The following is an 18,152-nucleotide window of genomic DNA, read 5'->3' on the forward strand; positions in this document are numbered from 1 at the left end:
GGCCACCAGTGGGTCGTATCGACAACGTCTACGGCGATCGCAACTTGCTCTGCGAATGCCCACCGATAGACAGCTACGAAGATTAAGACTTCGTAACCCTGAAACTAAAAACGAGCCAAATGGCTCGTTTTTTTGTATTCGCTTAATTTTTTAACTTAATTTTTTAGCTTAGCGACGCAGCTATTTTTCCGAGGGAATGACACCTATACCACGACAAAGTCTACAGAATGAACATTGGTTAAATTAATTTTCTGTTTCGGCCAGCTTGAACACCCAACCTTGATGCTGTTTTAAAAAATCGAAATTCCTGATGTGCTTCATAAACCTTCCCTGTGATCTTAAAACTTATACTTTTGTATATATAGCTATAAGAACTAATATATCTAATTCAGACTCTAGATAAACAATTAACTGTCTTATGAAAAAACAATACTTAAACGAATTCTCTCATCAAATTATAAAACGCATATCAATAAAACTCTTTTTTCAACGCACTGCCAAGCAAACCAAAATAATCCAAGAAAGCTTGGTTGATAGCTTCTCTTTGCTCACCTTTCGGATAAAGTCCGACTTTGGCTTCTTCTGAGTATTTACTGCCTTTGACTAAAAATCGACTTGCGGGTTTGGCATCTTCCACGAAGGCTTCAAAGGCGCGGGCGCACATCTCTTCTGGTTTGGAGTAGTAGAAGATGTTGTGTTTTTCATCGGCGCGTTTAGAGGCTTGGAAGAGTTCGCTGGTGCCGTTTCCGTCTGGGCTGAGTAGGATGCTTTTGAAACAATCTGATAAAAGGCTGTTCAGTGGGTGAGTCTTTATATTGCTTGAGTCAGGTTCTTGTAGCCAATTATTCGAAGCAAAGCTGGATGATGAGGCGAAGTGAAACACTTTATCGCCTAGGTAATGATCGAAAGCGTGGAACCACTCATGTGCCAAGCTCCCTGCTCCAGCATTTTTTGCCAAGGCTAGCTGTCGAGTGGCTGGCATATAATGCGCTGCAACTCCACGCTGTCCGCCTTTACCAAATTGAAGACCAAGAGTGCCACGCAATGAGATAAGGTGTTCAGGTCCTTGCAGGACATCCATTAAGTCGTGCAAGGCTTGGTTAAAGTTAACCGCCGCGCGATCTCTTTCTTCTGACGTTACCCAACGGCCCATTTCGATACCGCGAAAATCAAATTGTCGGCGAATCGTAACGAAACTAAGGCTTGATTGCTGTACTGGCATTTAGACTCACAAATAAACAGCAACTCAACACAAGCTGAGCTGCTGTTAAAATGATAAAGGGAATATGTTGCATCATAAAAAACTAAAGTTCGTTTTTCTTCCGGCTATTCAAACGCCCAATGCCAAACCCACCAAGCAAACCAAGTAAAATTGCCCCCGCCCAATAGCCGTATTTTTCAAATAGGTTTGTATTAACTAAAGACAAGGTTTCGCTTCCTCGATAGACCTGCCTCATGATTGCTTGATCTTGGATATTAATTTGCTGATTAACTATTAGATTCAATTGAGCGTCTGTTTTTTCATTTAAGCCGGCTACACGCCAGCGCCATTGCAATCCACCGGATTGAACTACGGCATTAGCAACAGAGTCACTGATCATCTGAATAGAGCTGTCTGTCACCAATTCGGCAAGATACGCTTGCCCTGATAAAGATGGTTGAGCACGCGCGGTAACAACAATTTCAAATGTATCATGTAATGCCATTTCACTTGGAAGCTGCCAACGCACATCCAGCAATCGGGAACTCATTTGCGCTTGTAAAGCTTCCATCGCCGCAGTGATGGAAATGCCACTGTTCTCTTTAACATTGAGTGCTTGTTGTACGTTATTTAATCTTGAAAGCAAGATGTCGCGTTCCGTTAGACTAGACGACATAGCGACCTCAGCCGCTTTCAATTGCTCCGCTAACTGGGTGTTTCTTTGTTGAGCTACAGCGAGTTTTTCATCAAGTGCTTTCCAACGAGATTCATAATGAGCACTTTCGTCTAAGCTAGATTCAAGCTCCAAAATTTCATTTTTGTACTCTTCAATCTCTTCCCTTTGCTCTTCTACTTGAGCTTGCAGACTTGATAACTCAACAGCAGTTTGGATATGTCGAGTATTGTCTGACGTATCAGAATCAGATGATTGAATCGATAACACCGCATTATTTAGAGATTGATAATTTTTCGATAAAATTTGATGCTCAGCTCTTATTTCGGCTAATGACGCACCAAGGGTTTGATTTTGTTTTCTCAGTTCAGCAAGTTGCTTTTGAGCGTTTTCATTATCTAATTCTAAATCTGCGTTCTCTTCTTCTAGAACTAAGTTTTCATTTTCTAGTTCATTAATACGATGCTTTAATAAATCATTATCTAAATTCAAAGCCGAAAACTGTATCTCAAGCTCTTCTCTTGATTGCTTTTGTGCTTCTAACTCCCGCAAAGTATCTGCGTTAGAAGACGATGCTTGTAATGCAGCAATGGTTGCGTCTTTTTCATCAAGAGAACGATTCAAGCTAGAAAGTTGAGATTGATTATCTGCGATCTGTTGCTCAAGTGATTCAATGAGCACTCTATTATCTTCCACACTTACAGAAGGTAAAGAAGACGTGGTTGCCTGGGACAAAACCACAGACTCAGGGGAAATGGCTGAGTCGGATTGCTGTTGAGACGAAGTGCTACAGGCAGACACCAAAAGGCTTAAGGTGAAGGGAACCAGAATCTTTGTACTTGCTTTCATTTTTCGCTCCTTAATAAACTCAAGGTCGACAATAAGTTACTCTCTCTTATGCCAGACTTGCCCTTCAATTGCAAAGAAACAGTAAAGATTATTACTCAAGAAAGCATTCTAAAAACATAAAAAAAGCCTTCAAGAAAACGCTTGAAGGCTTGATGTGACATTTAATAAAAATGACTTAGTTGTTAGTTTTCTTGAATCTAAGCTAAACACTTAGAAATGACTTCATAGACATCTTTCGACAAATCTTCTGCCAAAATTCGTTCAAGCTCTGATTTCATTTTCTCACTTAACTCAGGCTGCATTTTTTTCCAGCGAGTAAGAGGCGTACAAAGTCGAGAAGCAATCTGCGGATTACGCTTATTAAGCAAAATAATTTGATCCGCCAAAAAGCGATAACCGCTGCCATCTTCCTTATGGAAAGCGGCCATATTTTGACCAAATCCACCGAGTACTGAACGTACTTTATTTGGATTTTTAAGGTCAAACGCAGGATGCTCCATTAATCCTTTCACTATGATTAAAGCATCATCACTTTCTTGCCCTGCACTTAACATTAACCACTTATTAACAACCAAAGGTTCGTTTTTCCATTGATCGTAGAAAACCGCCAACATGTCCGCGGCTTTTTCATGCTGAGAATGTACCGCAATCGATAAGGCAGAGAATTGATCCGTCATGTTATTCGCAAACTCAAATTGCTGAACAACCGCTTGCTGAGCCGCTTCTGAGTCAGTTTCAACCCAATAAGATAAAGCAAGGTTCTTTAGTGAACGACACGCGATGTCTTCTGCATTCGCCTGATAAACGCCTTGGCTTTTGTTATTTGTATAAAGGCTTTCAAACTCGCCAGACAAAGCATTCGCAAGCTGAGTTTTTAAATAGTGTCGCGCTTGTTTTATTGCAGCTGGATAAATCGGATTAGCCAACTCAGACAAATAAGCTTGGCTTGGCAAAGTCAAAATCAAAGCCACCATTGCAGGGTCTAAATTGCAGTCACCAATCAAAGCTTTAAAACCATCAATCAGCTGAGAATCAATCGACAAGGTTTCCCCAGCGATAGCTTGCCCGATAAGTGCTTGAAGTTCATTTACCGCTAACTGCTGCGCGGAACTCCAACGATTAAAACCATCCGAATCGGATGACATTAACAACAATAAGTTCGCTGGCGTGTAGTCATAATGCAGTTTCACTGGTGCCGAGAAACCTCTCAATAGAGAAGGTATTGGGCGAGCTGTTACTCCAGAAAACTCGAATACTTGCTCTGATGACGTCAAATGCAATACATGATCTTCTGCTGTGGTTCCATCCAACGTCGCTGATAATTCATTTCCACTCTGATCAAGCAAACCAACACGAACAGGAATGTGCAGCGCTAGCTTTGTTGGTTGATTAGGCGTAACTGGCGTTTCTTGCTTCATCGTCAAACGGTAAGTTCCAGACGCTGCATCAAATTCATCCGTTACAGAAACCACTGGCGTACCGGCTTGAGAATACCAGCGTTTAAATTGCGTCAAATCAACACCAGACGCATCTTCCATTGCTGACACAAAATCATCGCAAGTAACGGCTTGACCGTCGTGTCGTTCAAAATACAAATCAGAACCCGCTCGAAACTTTTCAGCGCCAAGCAAGGTATGGATCATGCGGACAATTTCTGCGCCTTTTTCATAAACTGTTAAAGTATAAAAATTAGAAATTTCGATAAACGAAGCAGGTCGCACAGGATGCGCCATTGGGCCTGCATCTTCAGCAAATTGAGCGGTTCTTAAGAAAGAAACGTCTTCGACTCGTTTTACTGTTTCTGAGTGCATATCAGCAGAGAAAGTCTGATCACGAAATACTGTAAAGCCTTCTTTCAAACTGAGCTGAAACCAATCGCGACAAGTGACACGGTTACCAGACCAGTTATGAAAATATTCATGGGCAACGATGGCTTCCACTCGCAAGTAAGAATCGTCTGTTGTGGTTTCTGGGCTAGCAAGCAAACAGGAAGAGTTGAAGATATTTAACCCTTTATTTTCCATTGCGCCCATATTGAAGTCATCAACCGCAACGATCATAAAAATGTCTAGATCGTATTCTCGACCGTAGGCTTCTTCATCCCAACGCATAGAACGCTTGAGCGCTTCCATAGCGTAATCGACTTTATCAATGTTGTGAGTTTCAGTGAATATTTGCAGTTTTACATCGCGCTTATTTTGGGTCGTGAAGATATCATTTTTAACCGCAAGATCGCCTGCAACCAGAGCAAACAAGTAAGCCGGTTTTGGGAAAGGATCATTCCAAACAACAAAGGTTTTACCTTCTTCCGTTTTGCCTCGCTCAACTTCATTACCATTTGAAAGCATGACAGGGTAACGATCCGCATCGGCAATAATGGTTGTCGTGAAAACGGACATCACATCAGGGCGATCTAAGTAATAGGTAATGTGACGGAAACCTTCCGCTTCACATTGAGTACAAAACATAGAGGAAGAACGATAAAGCCCTTCTAGACTGGTGTTATTTTGTGGCTCAATTAAGGTTTCACAAGTTAAAACAAACTGGTCAGCTGTCGCTGTGATAATCAGCTTATTTTCACTTATTCGGTATTCTTCTGGAGGCAGTGTGTAGTCATCCATTGCCAGACCGATCAACTTAACGCCTTCTCCACCGTCGAGAGTCAAAGGAACAGTGGATTTTCCACACGCTGGATTGCGACGCATATGTAAACGTGACGTGACAATTGTCGTCGCCTCGTCCAAATCGAATGTCAGCTCGGTTTTATCAATAAGGAAAGGAGGTACTTTGTAATCTTTCAAATATATCGTTGAAGGTTGACTCTCTTTCATCTCTTCTCTCCTAAAATGTCAATGTCGCTTGATAACCAGTGTACTTACGAATATTTATCACCCCAGTATCGAGCATCCAATATTGGCCTTTAATTCCCATCAAGGTTCCTTCGATGTGTGGCGTTTTCTCGGCGTTGATACTGGTTATTTTGGTTGGGTATTCTAAAACTGGGTAAATGAATTCGTGGGTTTCATTTTCATCCGATAAATCGGTAATGGACTGCAAGCCAAATTCGTTTTGTAGGGCGTCTAACCCTTCATAAAGCTGACCAATTAAACGCTCTTGCTCGCGCTCAAGATCCATAACAATAGAAGAGCCTTTTAGCATGTTGCGCCAATTTGTTTTATCCGCCACTTCGTTTTTGAATAACACTTCCACAAGGCCAGACATTCTTCGGTTCTGTACACGAAATAATGGTCGAGCTTGTGTTGCGCCTTGATCAATCCAACGAGTGGGTAATTGATCACCGCGAGTAATACCGACTTTCAATGCAGATGTATTGGACAAATAAACATAATGGCTTTGCATACAATATTGCTCAGCCCATTCTGGTTCCCGACAGGTTCCCAAATGGAAGTGACACTTCTCAGGGCTCATGATGCACGTATCGCAAGCCGCTAATTTTCGAAAGCAATTGAAACAAAAACCTTGGCTAAACGACTTCTTCGTCACTTTCCCACAATTCGTACAATGAATGGTTCCATCAATATGCAGAGCAATTTTTTTACCAAGTAAATCATTCACTGCCACACGATCAGCGCCAAGATTCAGGTAATAATGCACCTGTCCGTCTAGCACTTCCGTGGACATTTTTTTAATCGTACCTTGCAGCATTAATGCTTACCCTCAGGGCCTTCACCAACCCATTTTATGGTTTCATGCTCATTGGTTGATGTCTTACTATCGCACGCATCATGCACTTTAGTATCGATGTAACCTACTCGGTCTTCTTCCGATTTATTACTGTAGTCATAAGTAATAACCGCCTGCAAACAAAGCTCTGTTTGTTCTTCATTCAAACGTACGCCGTTAGGCCATTTACCAAGCTCTACCGCTTGTTTCAGGCTGGCGTAAACTTCAGGAGACATGTTATCGATCATTTCTTTAAAATTCATTTGCTCTTCTCTCAAGGCTCAAACGAGCTTTTATTTCATTTGTTTTCGCGGTAACGATGCTTTGTGGCCAACCAATAAACAAGGCACAAGGCTAAACCAGACAATAGACCGATGCTATGCGCCGTGTTAGCGATACTGCCAAGACCAATCATTTCAGGGAAAGGTGTGTAGCCGATACCTAACCACACAGTAAAAAAGATCATTAATTGCTTGCTGATAATCGTCGGCAAACGTGCATTCAAAATAGGCAAAAGCCATGCAAAGCCGATTAATCCATAAACCACACCAGACAAGCCACCAAATAAGGGGTAACCACTTATTTCGTATTGCAAAATATTACTCAGCACAGCGACAATAAAGACACCGACCGCCCACACAACCGAGCCGAGTAAACGCTCAAGTTTTCGACCTATATCCCAAACCCAAAGCGTATTAAATACAAGATGCAGCACACTAAAATGCAGCAAGGCTGGCGTAAATAAACGCCAATACTCTTTTCTGGCCATGACTTCAGATAAATTATAGAAATAGATCTTCCCATCTCTCGCATCAAAACCGCTAATAGTAAATTGCCCAACCATGTCAAAATTTGCGCCTAATTTGGTTAGCGCCGCGGCAAGTAAAGTGACCAATAAGAGTAAAATAGTCACAGGATTTTGTTTGAATTGAGCAACAAGGCTAAGATTTGAGGATGGCGCTGTAAAAGTAGATATGTTCGATTGAGAGTAATCCAATTCCAATGGATTCTCTTTCCACAAAGCAAGTATTTGCTCTAAAGCTGGCAATTGACGAGGGTCACGTAGCCAGAGTTCATTACGACCCTCGTTGAAAATAACTTGATGGGCAATTTTGTGGTGCCACAAAGCCTCAGTTAATACTTTAGGATCTTCTGTTTGTTCAAAACGATAAACACAATACATAGAGACTTAAACAGCCTTACTTAATGAGGTTCATGAAAAACCAAACATTGGTCATTCGCGATAACTAAGGACGATAACTGGATTGCCAACCAAGCTTGTCACGACATACATTATAAAAATCATGATTTTTAGGATGTATCAGTCGAATGTTCCCAGCTTTTTTAGTGATATAGATTTCATCACCCGGTGCTGCGGTAATATTCAGTTGGCCGTCACAGCTGACACTTGGATAGGTTAGATTAGACTCACAAACGACAATACGAATTCGAGCATTGGCATCAATAACAATCGGACGATTACTCAATGTATGCGGGTGCATAGGAACCAACACCAAAGCATCAAGTTTAGGCAGTAAAATCGGACCACCAGCAGACAACGCATACGCGGTTGAACCGGTTGGTGTTGCTACAATAAGACCGTCTGATTTTTGATTCATGACGAATTGATCGTCGATGAACAAATCAAAGCGAATCATTCGTGCCGATTTACCGGGATGAAGTACTAAATCATTAAGAGCAATACCTTCACCACTAGGGCGATTTTGGCGTTTAATTTTTGCCTCAATCATAAAGCGTTTTTCTTCATGGTATTCACCACGAAAAATAGGATCTAATTCTTCTGGGAGACGGTGGGGAGAAATATCGGTCAAGAAACCTAATGTGCCACGGTTAATCCCCAATACCGGAATATCATAATTGCAAATAGCCCGTGCAGCACCAAGAAAGCTACCATCTCCACCAACAACCATGACCATATCACAGTTATCACCTAACTCTTTTAAGGGAGATGATGCTACTTTAATGCCCGGCATCATAGCCGCTAATTCACCTTCAAGAACAGGGGAAACACCCTTCTCTTCTAGGTATTCCATTAGCCTCTTAACCGTATCTAGAATCTGAGGTTTGTCTAACCGAGCAATAATACCAACACGTCTAAAAAGACCCATGCGTGATTCTCTTCCGTCTACCATAAACAAAACAACCCACCAAACAAGACGCTAACGCCTGTTTTAGATAACGTGGATTTTACATAAGTTGAGCCACTTTAACATGAAGATGCTAACTCTCGCCATCTCGTTCAAGCGCTAAAAATGGATTACTCGCTGATGAATACCCTCTCCAACCTTGTAAGCCGCCAGTGTGAATAAATAATGTACGACGGTATGGCCAAGCCCCTTGTTCCATTAATGACAATACTGCAAACATACTTTTGCTGGTGTAAACAGGATCCAATGGTATGGCTGGATTCTCAGCCGCAAAGGATTTGAGAAAAGCTAAAAGCGCTGGAGTGTGTTTAGCATAACCTCCTTCATGACAATCTGAATGAAAAAACAATCGATCGCTTAAACTACTATTGAGATCAACCTCTGCCATTTTATGAGCTTGCTCAACAATTTCATTTCGTTGATCTGACGCACCTTTTAACGCACTGAACACATGTAAGGTCGGCGTTGTTTCGTTTGCCAGAAAGCCAGCGGCCGTGGTTCCCGTTCCAGCAGAAACAACCCAAGCATCATATTGGCCATATGCCTCACAAATTTTAGCAGCCCAGTCTCGACAACCTAATGCACCTAACTCTCCTCCTCCACCTTCGGGAACCCAATAAACATTTTTATATTTGTGATTTATCACTTTAGCAACGTCTGATTGTTCTCCCAACCGGTAATCCGACCGTGACGATGGCCATAACTCAACGCCATCAGCCACCATGTCTAACAAAGTAGGTGTGAGTTTCGGTTGTAATTCACCTCGAACAATCGCAACCGCTTTGAAAGAGGTTTGAGCAAGAGTAGCTCCAAACGCATGTAAATGATTTGAAAAAGGCCCACCAAAAGTAGCGATAACATTCGCATTCTGTCGCTGAGCCTCTATTAGGTGATGCTGGAGTTTATGCCATTTATTCCCTGGCGCTTTTGGATACTCCAAATCACCACGATAAACATCCATTTCATACTTTGGTTGAGAAGGATTTTTAACTAAAAAAGGGAGAGTTAGCGGAAATATTAACGACACCAGACAACCTAATAAACATCAATCAAATGAAAAGCAAGAGTAGCATATTAACTGAGACAAACGCCCAACTCCTCTTTGAGCAATAGTATGAAAAATGAGAAATGAAAAAAGTAAGTCATTTGATCTATAAATTTCATGTTAGAAATATCCCTATCCATAAGTTTTCTTTGATAAAATCGGCGCACTCATCATTTATGGAGATGAAAACATGATTCCTAAGCTTTCTGAAGTCTCACCGATTCAGACAAAATACCTTTCTTTTATTAAGCGTCTGAATGCTTCAGGTTTTGCCGGTGATACCAATCCTGATTATGCTAATCGCGTTGTTCTATCAACTGATAATTCTATCTACCAAGTGCTTCCACAAGGCGTTATTTACCCTAAAAACATAGCTGATATTCAGCGATTGGTTCGCTTATCTAATCAAGAAGAATTCCATGACATTGTACTGAGCCCAAGAGGCGGCGGCACAGGAACCAATGGCCAATCACTCACCGATGGTTTAATTGTTGATTTATCCAAATACATGAACCGTATTTTGGAAATCAATGTAGAAGAAGGTTGGGCACGTGTTGAAACCGGCGTTGTCAAAGACCAACTTAATAAAGCCATCAAACCTCATGGATTGTTTTTTGCTCCAGAATTATCGACCAGTAACCGAGCAACTATTGGTGGCATGATCAACACAGACGCCAGCGGACAAGGCTCTGTCATGTACGGCAAAACACGAGATCATGTTCTATCTCTGAAAACCGTTTTGTTAGATGGAGAGCTACTGGAATCTTTCCCAATTGATGATGAAACACTTTCCAGTATTCAAAGCGGCAGTGATTATTCTGCTCACGCTCATCGTACTGTAGACGCTATTCAAAAAACCAAAGCACAAGAAATTCAAGACACCTTTCCAGAATTAAACCGTTGCCTAACAGGTTATGACCTCGCGCATATCCGGACAGAAGACGGCTTATTCAATATGAATTCTGTGCTATGCGGTTCAGAAGGAACACTAGGATTTATCGTTGAAGCCAAGGTAAATATACTGCCAATACCAACCTATGCGGCTTTGGTGAATATTCGTTACAACAGCTTCGAAGGCTCATTACGTCACGCTCGTGAACTGTTGGCGGTTAACCCAACGTCCATCGAAACCGTTGACTCAAAAGTATTAGGGCTCGCCAAAGGCGACATTATTTGGAATTCCGTTGCTGAGTTTTTTCCAGAAAAAACGGGCGAGAACATTCAAGGTATTAACCTTGTTGAATACACAGACAACAGCGAAGAAAACCTTGCCGACAGAATCAAAGTCTTAACCGATAAATTGGACGCACTGGCTAAACAAGATGGCAGCAACACTTTGGGTTACACCATTGCTGTGGGTCACAGCAATGTGAATAAAATCTGGACGATGCGCAAAAAGTCGGTGGGCTTACTTGGCAATGTAGAAGGTGAAAAACGTCCCATTCCTTTTGTGGAAGACACCGCTGTTCCACCTGAAAACTTGGCAGATTTCATCATGGAGTTTCGTGCCGTATTAGACAGTTACGACGTTCAATATGGCATGTTTGGTCATGTGGATGCAGGTGTACTACACGTTCGCCCAGCTTTGGATTTAAAAGACGAATCTCAAGAACCTATGATTCGTGACATCACCGATAAAGTGGTGGCATTAACCCAGAAATACAATGGCTTACTTTGGGGCGAACACGGTAAAGGAGTACGTTCAGAATACGCACCAGTTTTCTTCGGTGACTTATACGCAAGCGTTCAACAAGTCAAAGGCGCTTTTGACCCTCGAAACCAATTAAACCCAGGAAAAATTGCCACGCCATTTGAATTAGGTGTCGATTTATTAAAAATTGACGAAGTACCATTACGTGGTCAATATGATCGTCAAATCCCGATCAAAAACCGCGAGCAGTTCAAAGAAGGTATGTATTGCAACGGCAATGGTGCTTGTTACAACTTTGATCCAAATGATGCCATGTGCCCTTCTTGGAAAGGCACACGTGATCGCAGGCATTCTCCAAAAGGTCGGGCCTCCTTGATGCGCGAATGGCTACGTGGCATGAGTGAACAAGGAGTAGATACGGCTAAAGCAAGCAAATCGGTTAAACACAGTAATGCATTAATCAGCTTCTTTCCAAAGCTAAAAAACTCCATAGAAAAACACCGCGGAGCTTATGATTTCTCGAACGAAGTTCATGAGTCCATGATGGGGTGTTTGGCGTGCAAATCTTGTGTCGGTCAATGTCCGATCAAGGTTGACGTTCCTGAGTTTAGAGCGAAGTTCCTAGAACTTTACTACAGTCGTTATTTGCGCCCAGCGAAAGATTATGTGATTGGCTCCTTGGAATTTATGGTTCCAACTCTGGCAACCTTTCCTCGCACTTACAATTGGCTAATGGATCGAAAATGGGCCAACAAACTCAGTAGCAAATATCTAGGGTTAACGGACAACCCTAAGCTCAGCAAATACAATCTCAAAAAAGAAATGTCTTTGCGAGGCATCCGCTTAGCGACACCATTGGCCATTGAATCCTTAAGTTATAAAGACAGATCCAGAGCAGTGATTGTCGTGCAAGACGCCTTCACCAGCTACTTTGAAACTCAACTGGTGCTAGACACTATGGAGCTTTTGAGTCGCTTAGGTTTCCAAGCTTACCTAGCGCCTTATATGCCAAATGGAAAGCCCTTACACGTGCACGGCTTCATGAAAGCATTTAATAAAACGGCACGAAAAAACTTAGACATGCTGCAAAGCCTGACATTTTATGGGCTGCCGTTTATTGGTATAGACCCCTCAATGACTTTGACATACCGTTCTGAGTATACAAAAACTTTTGGTCACAACAGACAAATCCCTAAGATTCACCTGATGCAAGAATGGTTAGCCGAGAAGAAAGATCATCTTATCAAGCAGCCATTAATGTGCGAAGAATCAACGTACCATCTCATGACCCATTGCACAGAAAAAACCAACGCTCCAGGTTCCATCAAGGATTGGCAGCAGGTTTACAGTATCCTTGGCCTTGAGCTGAAAGTCGAAAATGTAGGCTGCTGCGGCATGGCTGGCACTTACGGCCATGAAACAGCCAATAAAGACACCTCTAAAACCATCTATGAACTGTCATGGAAAGAGAAAGTAACCGCCCCAGAACTAAGCAATAAATTAGTGGCGACAGGGTATTCTTGCCGAAGCCAAGCAAAACGCTTTGATGACGCGAATCTACCGCACCCGATACAAGCACTATTGAAACACGTAAGAGAAGCTGTCATCAAATAAGCCATTTAAAATAAGGCTCAATAAAGTTGAGCCTTATTTTTTGACAATCACAACAATAAAGAATAAGGAAAACGTGTCACCATGAGCCACCACAACCTATTGCACGACAGTGCAGATGAATTAGGCCCTATTCGCGTTTTTGATGATGGACAATATCGAGTGCTTTCCTTTGCAGAAGGTGATGAACAAAGTCGCATTCGCCTATCAACACCGCACATACTTCAACATGAATACACACAAGCAATGATGTTACCTTTGCTATTCTGTGAACCTAAAAGAGTGTGTATTTTAGGTTTAGGCGGCGGTGCATTACTTAATTCCTTATATCATGCTGTTCCAGGGATTCACATTACTGCTGTTGAATTGCGCCAAGAAGTCATGGATGCAGCAGAGATGTATTTCAAAATCCCAAAAGGAAAGCGCATCACTTTAGATGTTGCCAATGCAATAGATTACATCGACGAAGGTTTACCGAAAAAAGTCGATATATTAATGACGGATTTGTACAACACACAAGGAATGGATAGAGCCGTTTTACAGGGTAATTTTATTGAAAACTGTGCAAAAAACATCAAAGAAGATGGCTGGTTAGCACTTAACTGCTGGATCGACCACAAAAACAACCATGAGCTTACCCAGCTTCTTAAAGTACACTTTAACGATGTTCGTGCACTCGATACAGGCAGCGGTAATTGGGTCATTATTGCAGGTAAACGAAAAAATAACTCAAACGCCAAAGCCCTTAAAGCAATAGCTCAAAAATTGAGCACGCAGCTAGAAATCCCTTTAACTCGGTGGCTTTCTCGACTGACTGATTTGTAATTTATGTTTGCTATTCAGTCTGCTTTAATCACTTAAAGTAGACTGAATAACTTGATGCCTTTCTTTAAAATTAAACCTTTAACACGCTGTCCACTAACGCTTTTGCTTCTTTTTCTAATTCAGCAAGATGCTCTTCAGAAACAAAACTTTCCAAGTAAATTTTATAGACGTTTTCGGTACCTGAGGGTCTAGCTGCAAACCAACCGTTTTCAGTAGAGACTTTCAAACCACCAATAGCAGCACCATTACCTGGCGCATGAGTCAGTACATTAAGAATTTTTTCTCCAGCTAATTCTGTTTGCGTTACATCCTTAACATCTAAGGCACCCAGTATCGATTTTTGAGCCAAAGTTGCAACCACATCAATACGTTTATAAAAAGGCTGACCGTATTTTGATACTTGAGCATCATAATGCGTTTGAGGGTCTTTACCTGTTACAGCCAAAATTTCAGCCGCAAGCAATGCCATAATGAAACCGTCTTTGTCTGTTGTCCAAACACTGGCATCTTTACGTAAAAAAGAAGCCCCTGCACTCTCTTCACCACCAAATGCCATTGCGCCTTCATACATTCCTTCCACGTACCATTTGAAGCCGACTGGCACTTCACAGAGCGTACGACCAAGTCCATTAACCACACGGTCAATCATGCCACTCGAAACCAAGGTTTTACCGAATTGAATGTCCTTTGGCCATTCCGGTCTGTGCTGAGACAAATACTCAATCGCCACTGCCAAATAAGCATTTGGATTCATTAAGCCAGATCCCGCACAAACAATGCCATGACGATCGTAATCTGGATCATTACCCACAGCGATATCAAAATCGTCTTTGAGCGTTAATAAATTGCTCATGGAATAAGGTGAGGAGCAATCCATACGAATACGGCCATCTTTATCGAGCGGTACAAAACGAAACGTAGGATCAACTTCTGGATTAACAATCGTAATATCTAAACCATATTTCTTAGCAATGGGTTCCCAGTAATGAATACCTGAACCACCCATTGGATCAACACCAATTCGAATTTTTGCTTTAGCAATGGCTTTCATGTCGATGACATTTTCAAGATCATCAACATAGTGATTAATAAAATCGAACGGCTCAATTAAATCACTCTTGTCTGTGTCATCGCTGGATAAGCGTTTCACGCCAACTAAGTTGCTCTCTAATAACTCATTAGCCCTTTTGGCTACCCAATCCGTAATGTCTTTATCGGCTGGACCACCTTTGATGGAATTGTATTTAATGCCGCCATCTTCCGGAGGATTATGTGAAGGCGTTATAACAAGACCGTCACTCAGACCCTGCTGATTCATTTTATTATGCGTTAGGATGGCGTGAGAAATAACAGGAGTCGGTGTATAACCACCATTCAATTGAGTACGAACCTTAACACCGTTCGCTGTAAGCACACTCAATACAGTCTGAAAAGCCGCTGCTGATAAGGCATGAGTGTCTTTGCCTAAATACAAAGGCCCCGTAATATTCTGAGACTGTCGATATTCAGCAATCGCTTGGGCAATAGCAAGAATATGGCCTTCATTAAAACTCACTAATAAAGCACTACCGCGATGCCCTGAGGTCCCAAAACTAACCCGCTCTTCTGGATTTTTAATACAAGGCTTTTTTAAATAATAAGCCGTCATAAGTTCTGGTAGGTTTACAAGAGAATCATGAGATGCAAGCTGTCCAGCTTGAGGATGAATTGCCATAGTTTGCGCCCTGTTAAGTCTTTGAATCTGATATAAATAGCTTCCACTAAATATACTACAGTTCCAATCACTTAACAGGGACTTATTCGAAACTCACTTTTAAAAACGTTCGTTTTTAATCGTCATATATTTCAATTTATCGCTTTTTAAGAATCAAACTACCAATAGAATAACCAGCGCCGAAGGAGCAAATAACACCAATATCACCAGCGTTTAAATCTTCATGGTATTTAGCAAAGGCAATAATAGAGCCCGCCGAGGCTGTGTTTGCATATTCATCTAGAACCACTGGCGCTTCTTCTATAGTCGCGTCACGGCCTAATAATCGCTTACTGATTAAAAGATTCATATTGATGTTCGCTTGATGCAGCCACCAACGTTTTAATTGCGAAACTTGGATACCTTCACTTTGCAAATGACTCTCAATGTGCTCTGCTGCCATGGGACATACTTCTTTAAATACTTTTCTGCCATTTTGATGGAAAAGCTTATCTGTCGCATAAGGGTCTTCATCCGTCACACGAGTTGTATAACCAAAATTCGAGCGAATATTATTCGAAAACACAGTCACACATTTTGTACTGACGACATCAAAAGCGTGTTTAGACTGACAAGTTTCACTGCTTTCTACTATCGTTGCCGTCGCCACATCACCAAAAATAAAGTGAGAATCACGGTCCATATAATTCACTTGAGGAGACGTCAATTCAGGATTAATCACCAACACGCCTTTTGAGGTGCCTGCTTTTACGGCATCGACGGCTCTTTGCAATCCAAAAGTCGCAGCAGAACACGCGACCAACATATCAAAGCCAAATCCATCAATACCTAAAGCGGCTTGTACTTCAATAGCAATAGCAGGATAAGAACGTTGCGTGTAAGCACAAGAAACAATCACGGTATCGATATCTGCAGGTGTTTTATTGGCTGCAATTAATGCTTTTTTAGCGGCTTCAATCGCCATTTCTGCCTGGTGAGATACTTGCTCATCATCACGTATTTCAAGCACAGGACGCATTCGATTAATATCTAAAGCGCCCTCTTTTGAATAAATATAGCGACTTTTAATACCGGACGCCTTTTCAATAAACGCCGCACTAGAAAGGGGTTTCGCTTCCTGCTCACCCGCTTCAATTGCCACAGAATTTTCAGCGTTAAATTTTTCGGCCCATGCATTGTAACTGGCCACAAGCTCTTCATTACTAATAGATTGCGCTGGAGTCCATAAACCAACCCCGCTAATGACGACAGAGGATTTCATACCATTCATCCTTTATTATTGTTGTTTAAACGTTATTGTTAATTAAAAAGCATTTATTTACAAAAACCGTTATCAAAAAGGCATCAATAAAAGCGCTTATAAAAAAGTATAGACGAGATTGTGACCGAGATTGTTTACTTAGTCTACAAAAGTAATAACAAGAGTCAGTAGAAATACCAAATAATTATATCTAATTTCTAACAAAAGCATCTATATTTTGAGTAAAAGAGTGATTGTTTTGATAGAAGACAACAGTGTTTTATGAGATACATAAAGTGCTTAAATCTAACCATTAATCTAAGCTAGCTAGGCGAGTTTTATATGATAAACAACAACGCATTAATTCTTTCTGGTGGCGGCGCTCGTGCGGCCTACCAAGTTGGAGTACTGTCGGCAATGGGAAAAATACTCCCTAAAAATACGCCCTTACCCTTTCCAATTTTATGCGGCACATCGGCTGGTGCGTTAAACGCCACCATGCTGGCATCCTATGCAGACAATTTTTCCAGAGCCGCTTCGACACTTGCCTTTGTATGGCGGCATTTAACTCCCGATCAAATCTATACAACTGGACGCTGGCCAGTTGCCAGCTCCCTAACAAAAACATTGCTGTCACTTTTTCATATGGGCAATCGAGATACTTCAATAGCGCTAATGGATAACGATCCATTGAGAGAGCTATTAACGAATCATTTAGATTTTTCTAGAATCAATAGCGCCATTGAAAGAGATCAATTACACGCCTTAGCAATCACTGCAATGAGTTACAGCACAGGTGAATCAACCACTTTCTTCCAAGGTAAATCAGACATTAAAGAATGGCAAGGCAGCAGAAGAAAAGGCGTTTTCGCGGAATTGGGCGTAGATCATTTACTCGCATCCAGTGCGATTCCGATGATTTTCCCAGCCCATAAAATACAAGAACATTATTATGGCGACGGCGCGATTCGTCAAAAATCAGCCATTTATCCAGCACTTAAATTAGGCGCCAATAAGCTTTTCATCATCGGCGTAAGTGGTAATCGAAGCCCTAAAAAATGGCCTATTCAAGATGAGATAAAAGAATCCAGTGCACCAAGCATGGCGCAAATATTAGGTCAGCTATTAAACAGTGCTTTTATTGATAACCTTGAAGATGACATTTATCAGCTTGAAATCATGAACAATTTGATTCGTGACTTACCCAAGGAAAAACAAGCCAAACATCAAAGTTTACCAACAGAAACGCTCATTATTTCGCCATCAGAAGAGCTCAATGAAATTGCTCATCACTATATTGGCACTTTACCCAAGAATATTCGCGTATTACTGAAAGCGGCGGGTGGATCTACTTCAGAGAAAATCAGCTCAGCGGCCAGTTATTTACTCTTCACGCCTGAATATTGTCGAGCTTTGATTGAATTGGGACATAAAGATGCTATGTGGGAAAAAGACAAAATTATGACTTTCCTTGATTATTAAGATAGGAAG

Annotated in this window: 13 protein-coding genes; 3 read left to right on the top strand and 10 right to left on the bottom strand. The window is 41.5% G+C overall.

Features of this window, described 5'->3' with window-relative positions; all coding sequences use genetic code 11:
- Positions 1-469: 469 nt before the first annotated feature.
- The 8 genes from MUS1_RS03445 to MUS1_RS03480 form a co-directional block, all read right to left on the bottom strand.
- Positions 470-1,222, bottom strand: coding sequence for a CLCA_X family protein (locus MUS1_RS03445; RefSeq protein ID WP_036159239.1), 753 nt, complete (start codon positions 1,220-1,222; stop codon positions 470-472).
- Between the two features lie 82 nt (positions 1,223-1,304).
- Positions 1,305-2,723 carry a coiled-coil domain-containing protein gene (locus tag MUS1_RS03450; protein WP_036159241.1) on the bottom strand — a complete coding sequence of 473 codons (1,419 nt, stop codon included), beginning with the start codon at positions 2,721-2,723 and terminating at the stop codon, positions 1,305-1,307.
- A 197-nt stretch (positions 2,724-2,920) separates the two neighbouring features.
- Positions 2,921-5,554 (bottom strand): aminopeptidase N, encoded by a 2,634-nt coding sequence (gene pepN / locus MUS1_RS03455; protein ID WP_036159243.1) that lies wholly within the window; start codon positions 5,552-5,554, stop codon positions 2,921-2,923.
- A gap of 10 nt (positions 5,555-5,564) precedes the next feature.
- A complete protein-coding gene (locus tag MUS1_RS03460) occupies positions 5,565-6,389 on the bottom strand; it encodes a DUF2797 domain-containing protein (protein WP_036159245.1) in 825 nt (274 codons plus the stop codon).
- Positions 6,389-6,670 (bottom strand): YeaC family protein, encoded by a 282-nt coding sequence (locus MUS1_RS03465; protein WP_036159247.1) that lies wholly within the window; start codon positions 6,668-6,670, stop codon positions 6,389-6,391. The genes MUS1_RS03460 and MUS1_RS03465 overlap by 1 nt, the downstream gene beginning before the upstream one ends.
- Before the next feature lie 35 nt (positions 6,671-6,705).
- On the bottom strand, positions 6,706-7,590 hold the full coding sequence (locus tag MUS1_RS03470) for a rhomboid family intramembrane serine protease (RefSeq protein ID WP_036159249.1): 885 nt from the start codon (positions 7,588-7,590) through the stop codon (positions 6,706-6,708).
- A gap of 64 nt (positions 7,591-7,654) precedes the next feature.
- Complete coding sequence (locus MUS1_RS03475) at positions 7,655-8,536, bottom strand: NAD(+) kinase (RefSeq protein WP_036159251.1); 882 nt, start codon at positions 8,534-8,536, stop codon at positions 7,655-7,657.
- A 112-nt stretch (positions 8,537-8,648) separates the two neighbouring features.
- On the bottom strand, positions 8,649-9,602 hold the full coding sequence (locus MUS1_RS03480; protein WP_036159253.1) for a 1-aminocyclopropane-1-carboxylate deaminase/D-cysteine desulfhydrase: 954 nt from the start codon (positions 9,600-9,602) through the stop codon (positions 8,649-8,651).
- Between the two features lie 208 nt (positions 9,603-9,810).
- Between MUS1_RS03480 and ydiJ the strand changes: the two genes are divergently transcribed.
- Together ydiJ and MUS1_RS03490 are read left to right on the top strand one after the other, a co-directional pair.
- Positions 9,811-12,885, top strand: a complete 3,075-nt coding sequence (gene ydiJ / locus MUS1_RS03485; RefSeq protein ID WP_036159255.1) for a D-2-hydroxyglutarate dehydrogenase YdiJ — start codon at positions 9,811-9,813, stop codon at positions 12,883-12,885.
- A gap of 81 nt (positions 12,886-12,966) precedes the next feature.
- Entirely contained in the window at positions 12,967-13,707 is a 741-nt protein-coding gene (locus tag MUS1_RS03490) for a spermidine synthase (RefSeq protein ID WP_036159257.1), read from the top strand.
- Positions 13,708-13,777: 70 nt separating this feature from the next.
- Here MUS1_RS03490 and pgm read toward each other — a convergent pair whose 3' ends face one another.
- Together pgm and MUS1_RS03500 are read right to left on the bottom strand one after the other, a co-directional pair.
- Positions 13,778-15,421, bottom strand: a complete 1,644-nt coding sequence (gene pgm / locus MUS1_RS03495) for a phosphoglucomutase (alpha-D-glucose-1,6-bisphosphate-dependent) (RefSeq protein ID WP_036159259.1) — start codon at positions 15,419-15,421, stop codon at positions 13,778-13,780.
- A gap of 136 nt (positions 15,422-15,557) precedes the next feature.
- Positions 15,558-16,682: a beta-ketoacyl-ACP synthase III gene (locus MUS1_RS03500; protein WP_036159260.1), complete on the bottom strand. Its 1,125-nt coding sequence runs from the start codon at positions 16,680-16,682 to the stop codon at positions 15,558-15,560.
- A gap of 321 nt (positions 16,683-17,003) precedes the next feature.
- Between MUS1_RS03500 and MUS1_RS03505 the strand changes: the two genes are divergently transcribed.
- A complete protein-coding gene (locus MUS1_RS03505) occupies positions 17,004-18,143 on the top strand; it encodes a patatin-like phospholipase family protein (RefSeq protein ID WP_051436087.1) in 1,140 nt (379 codons plus the stop codon).
- Positions 18,144-18,152: the final 9 nt, after the last annotated feature.

The sequence above is a fragment of the Marinomonas ushuaiensis DSM 15871 genome (assembly GCF_000521805.1).
Lineage (GTDB): Bacteria > Pseudomonadota > Gammaproteobacteria > Pseudomonadales > Marinomonadaceae > Marinomonas > Marinomonas ushuaiensis.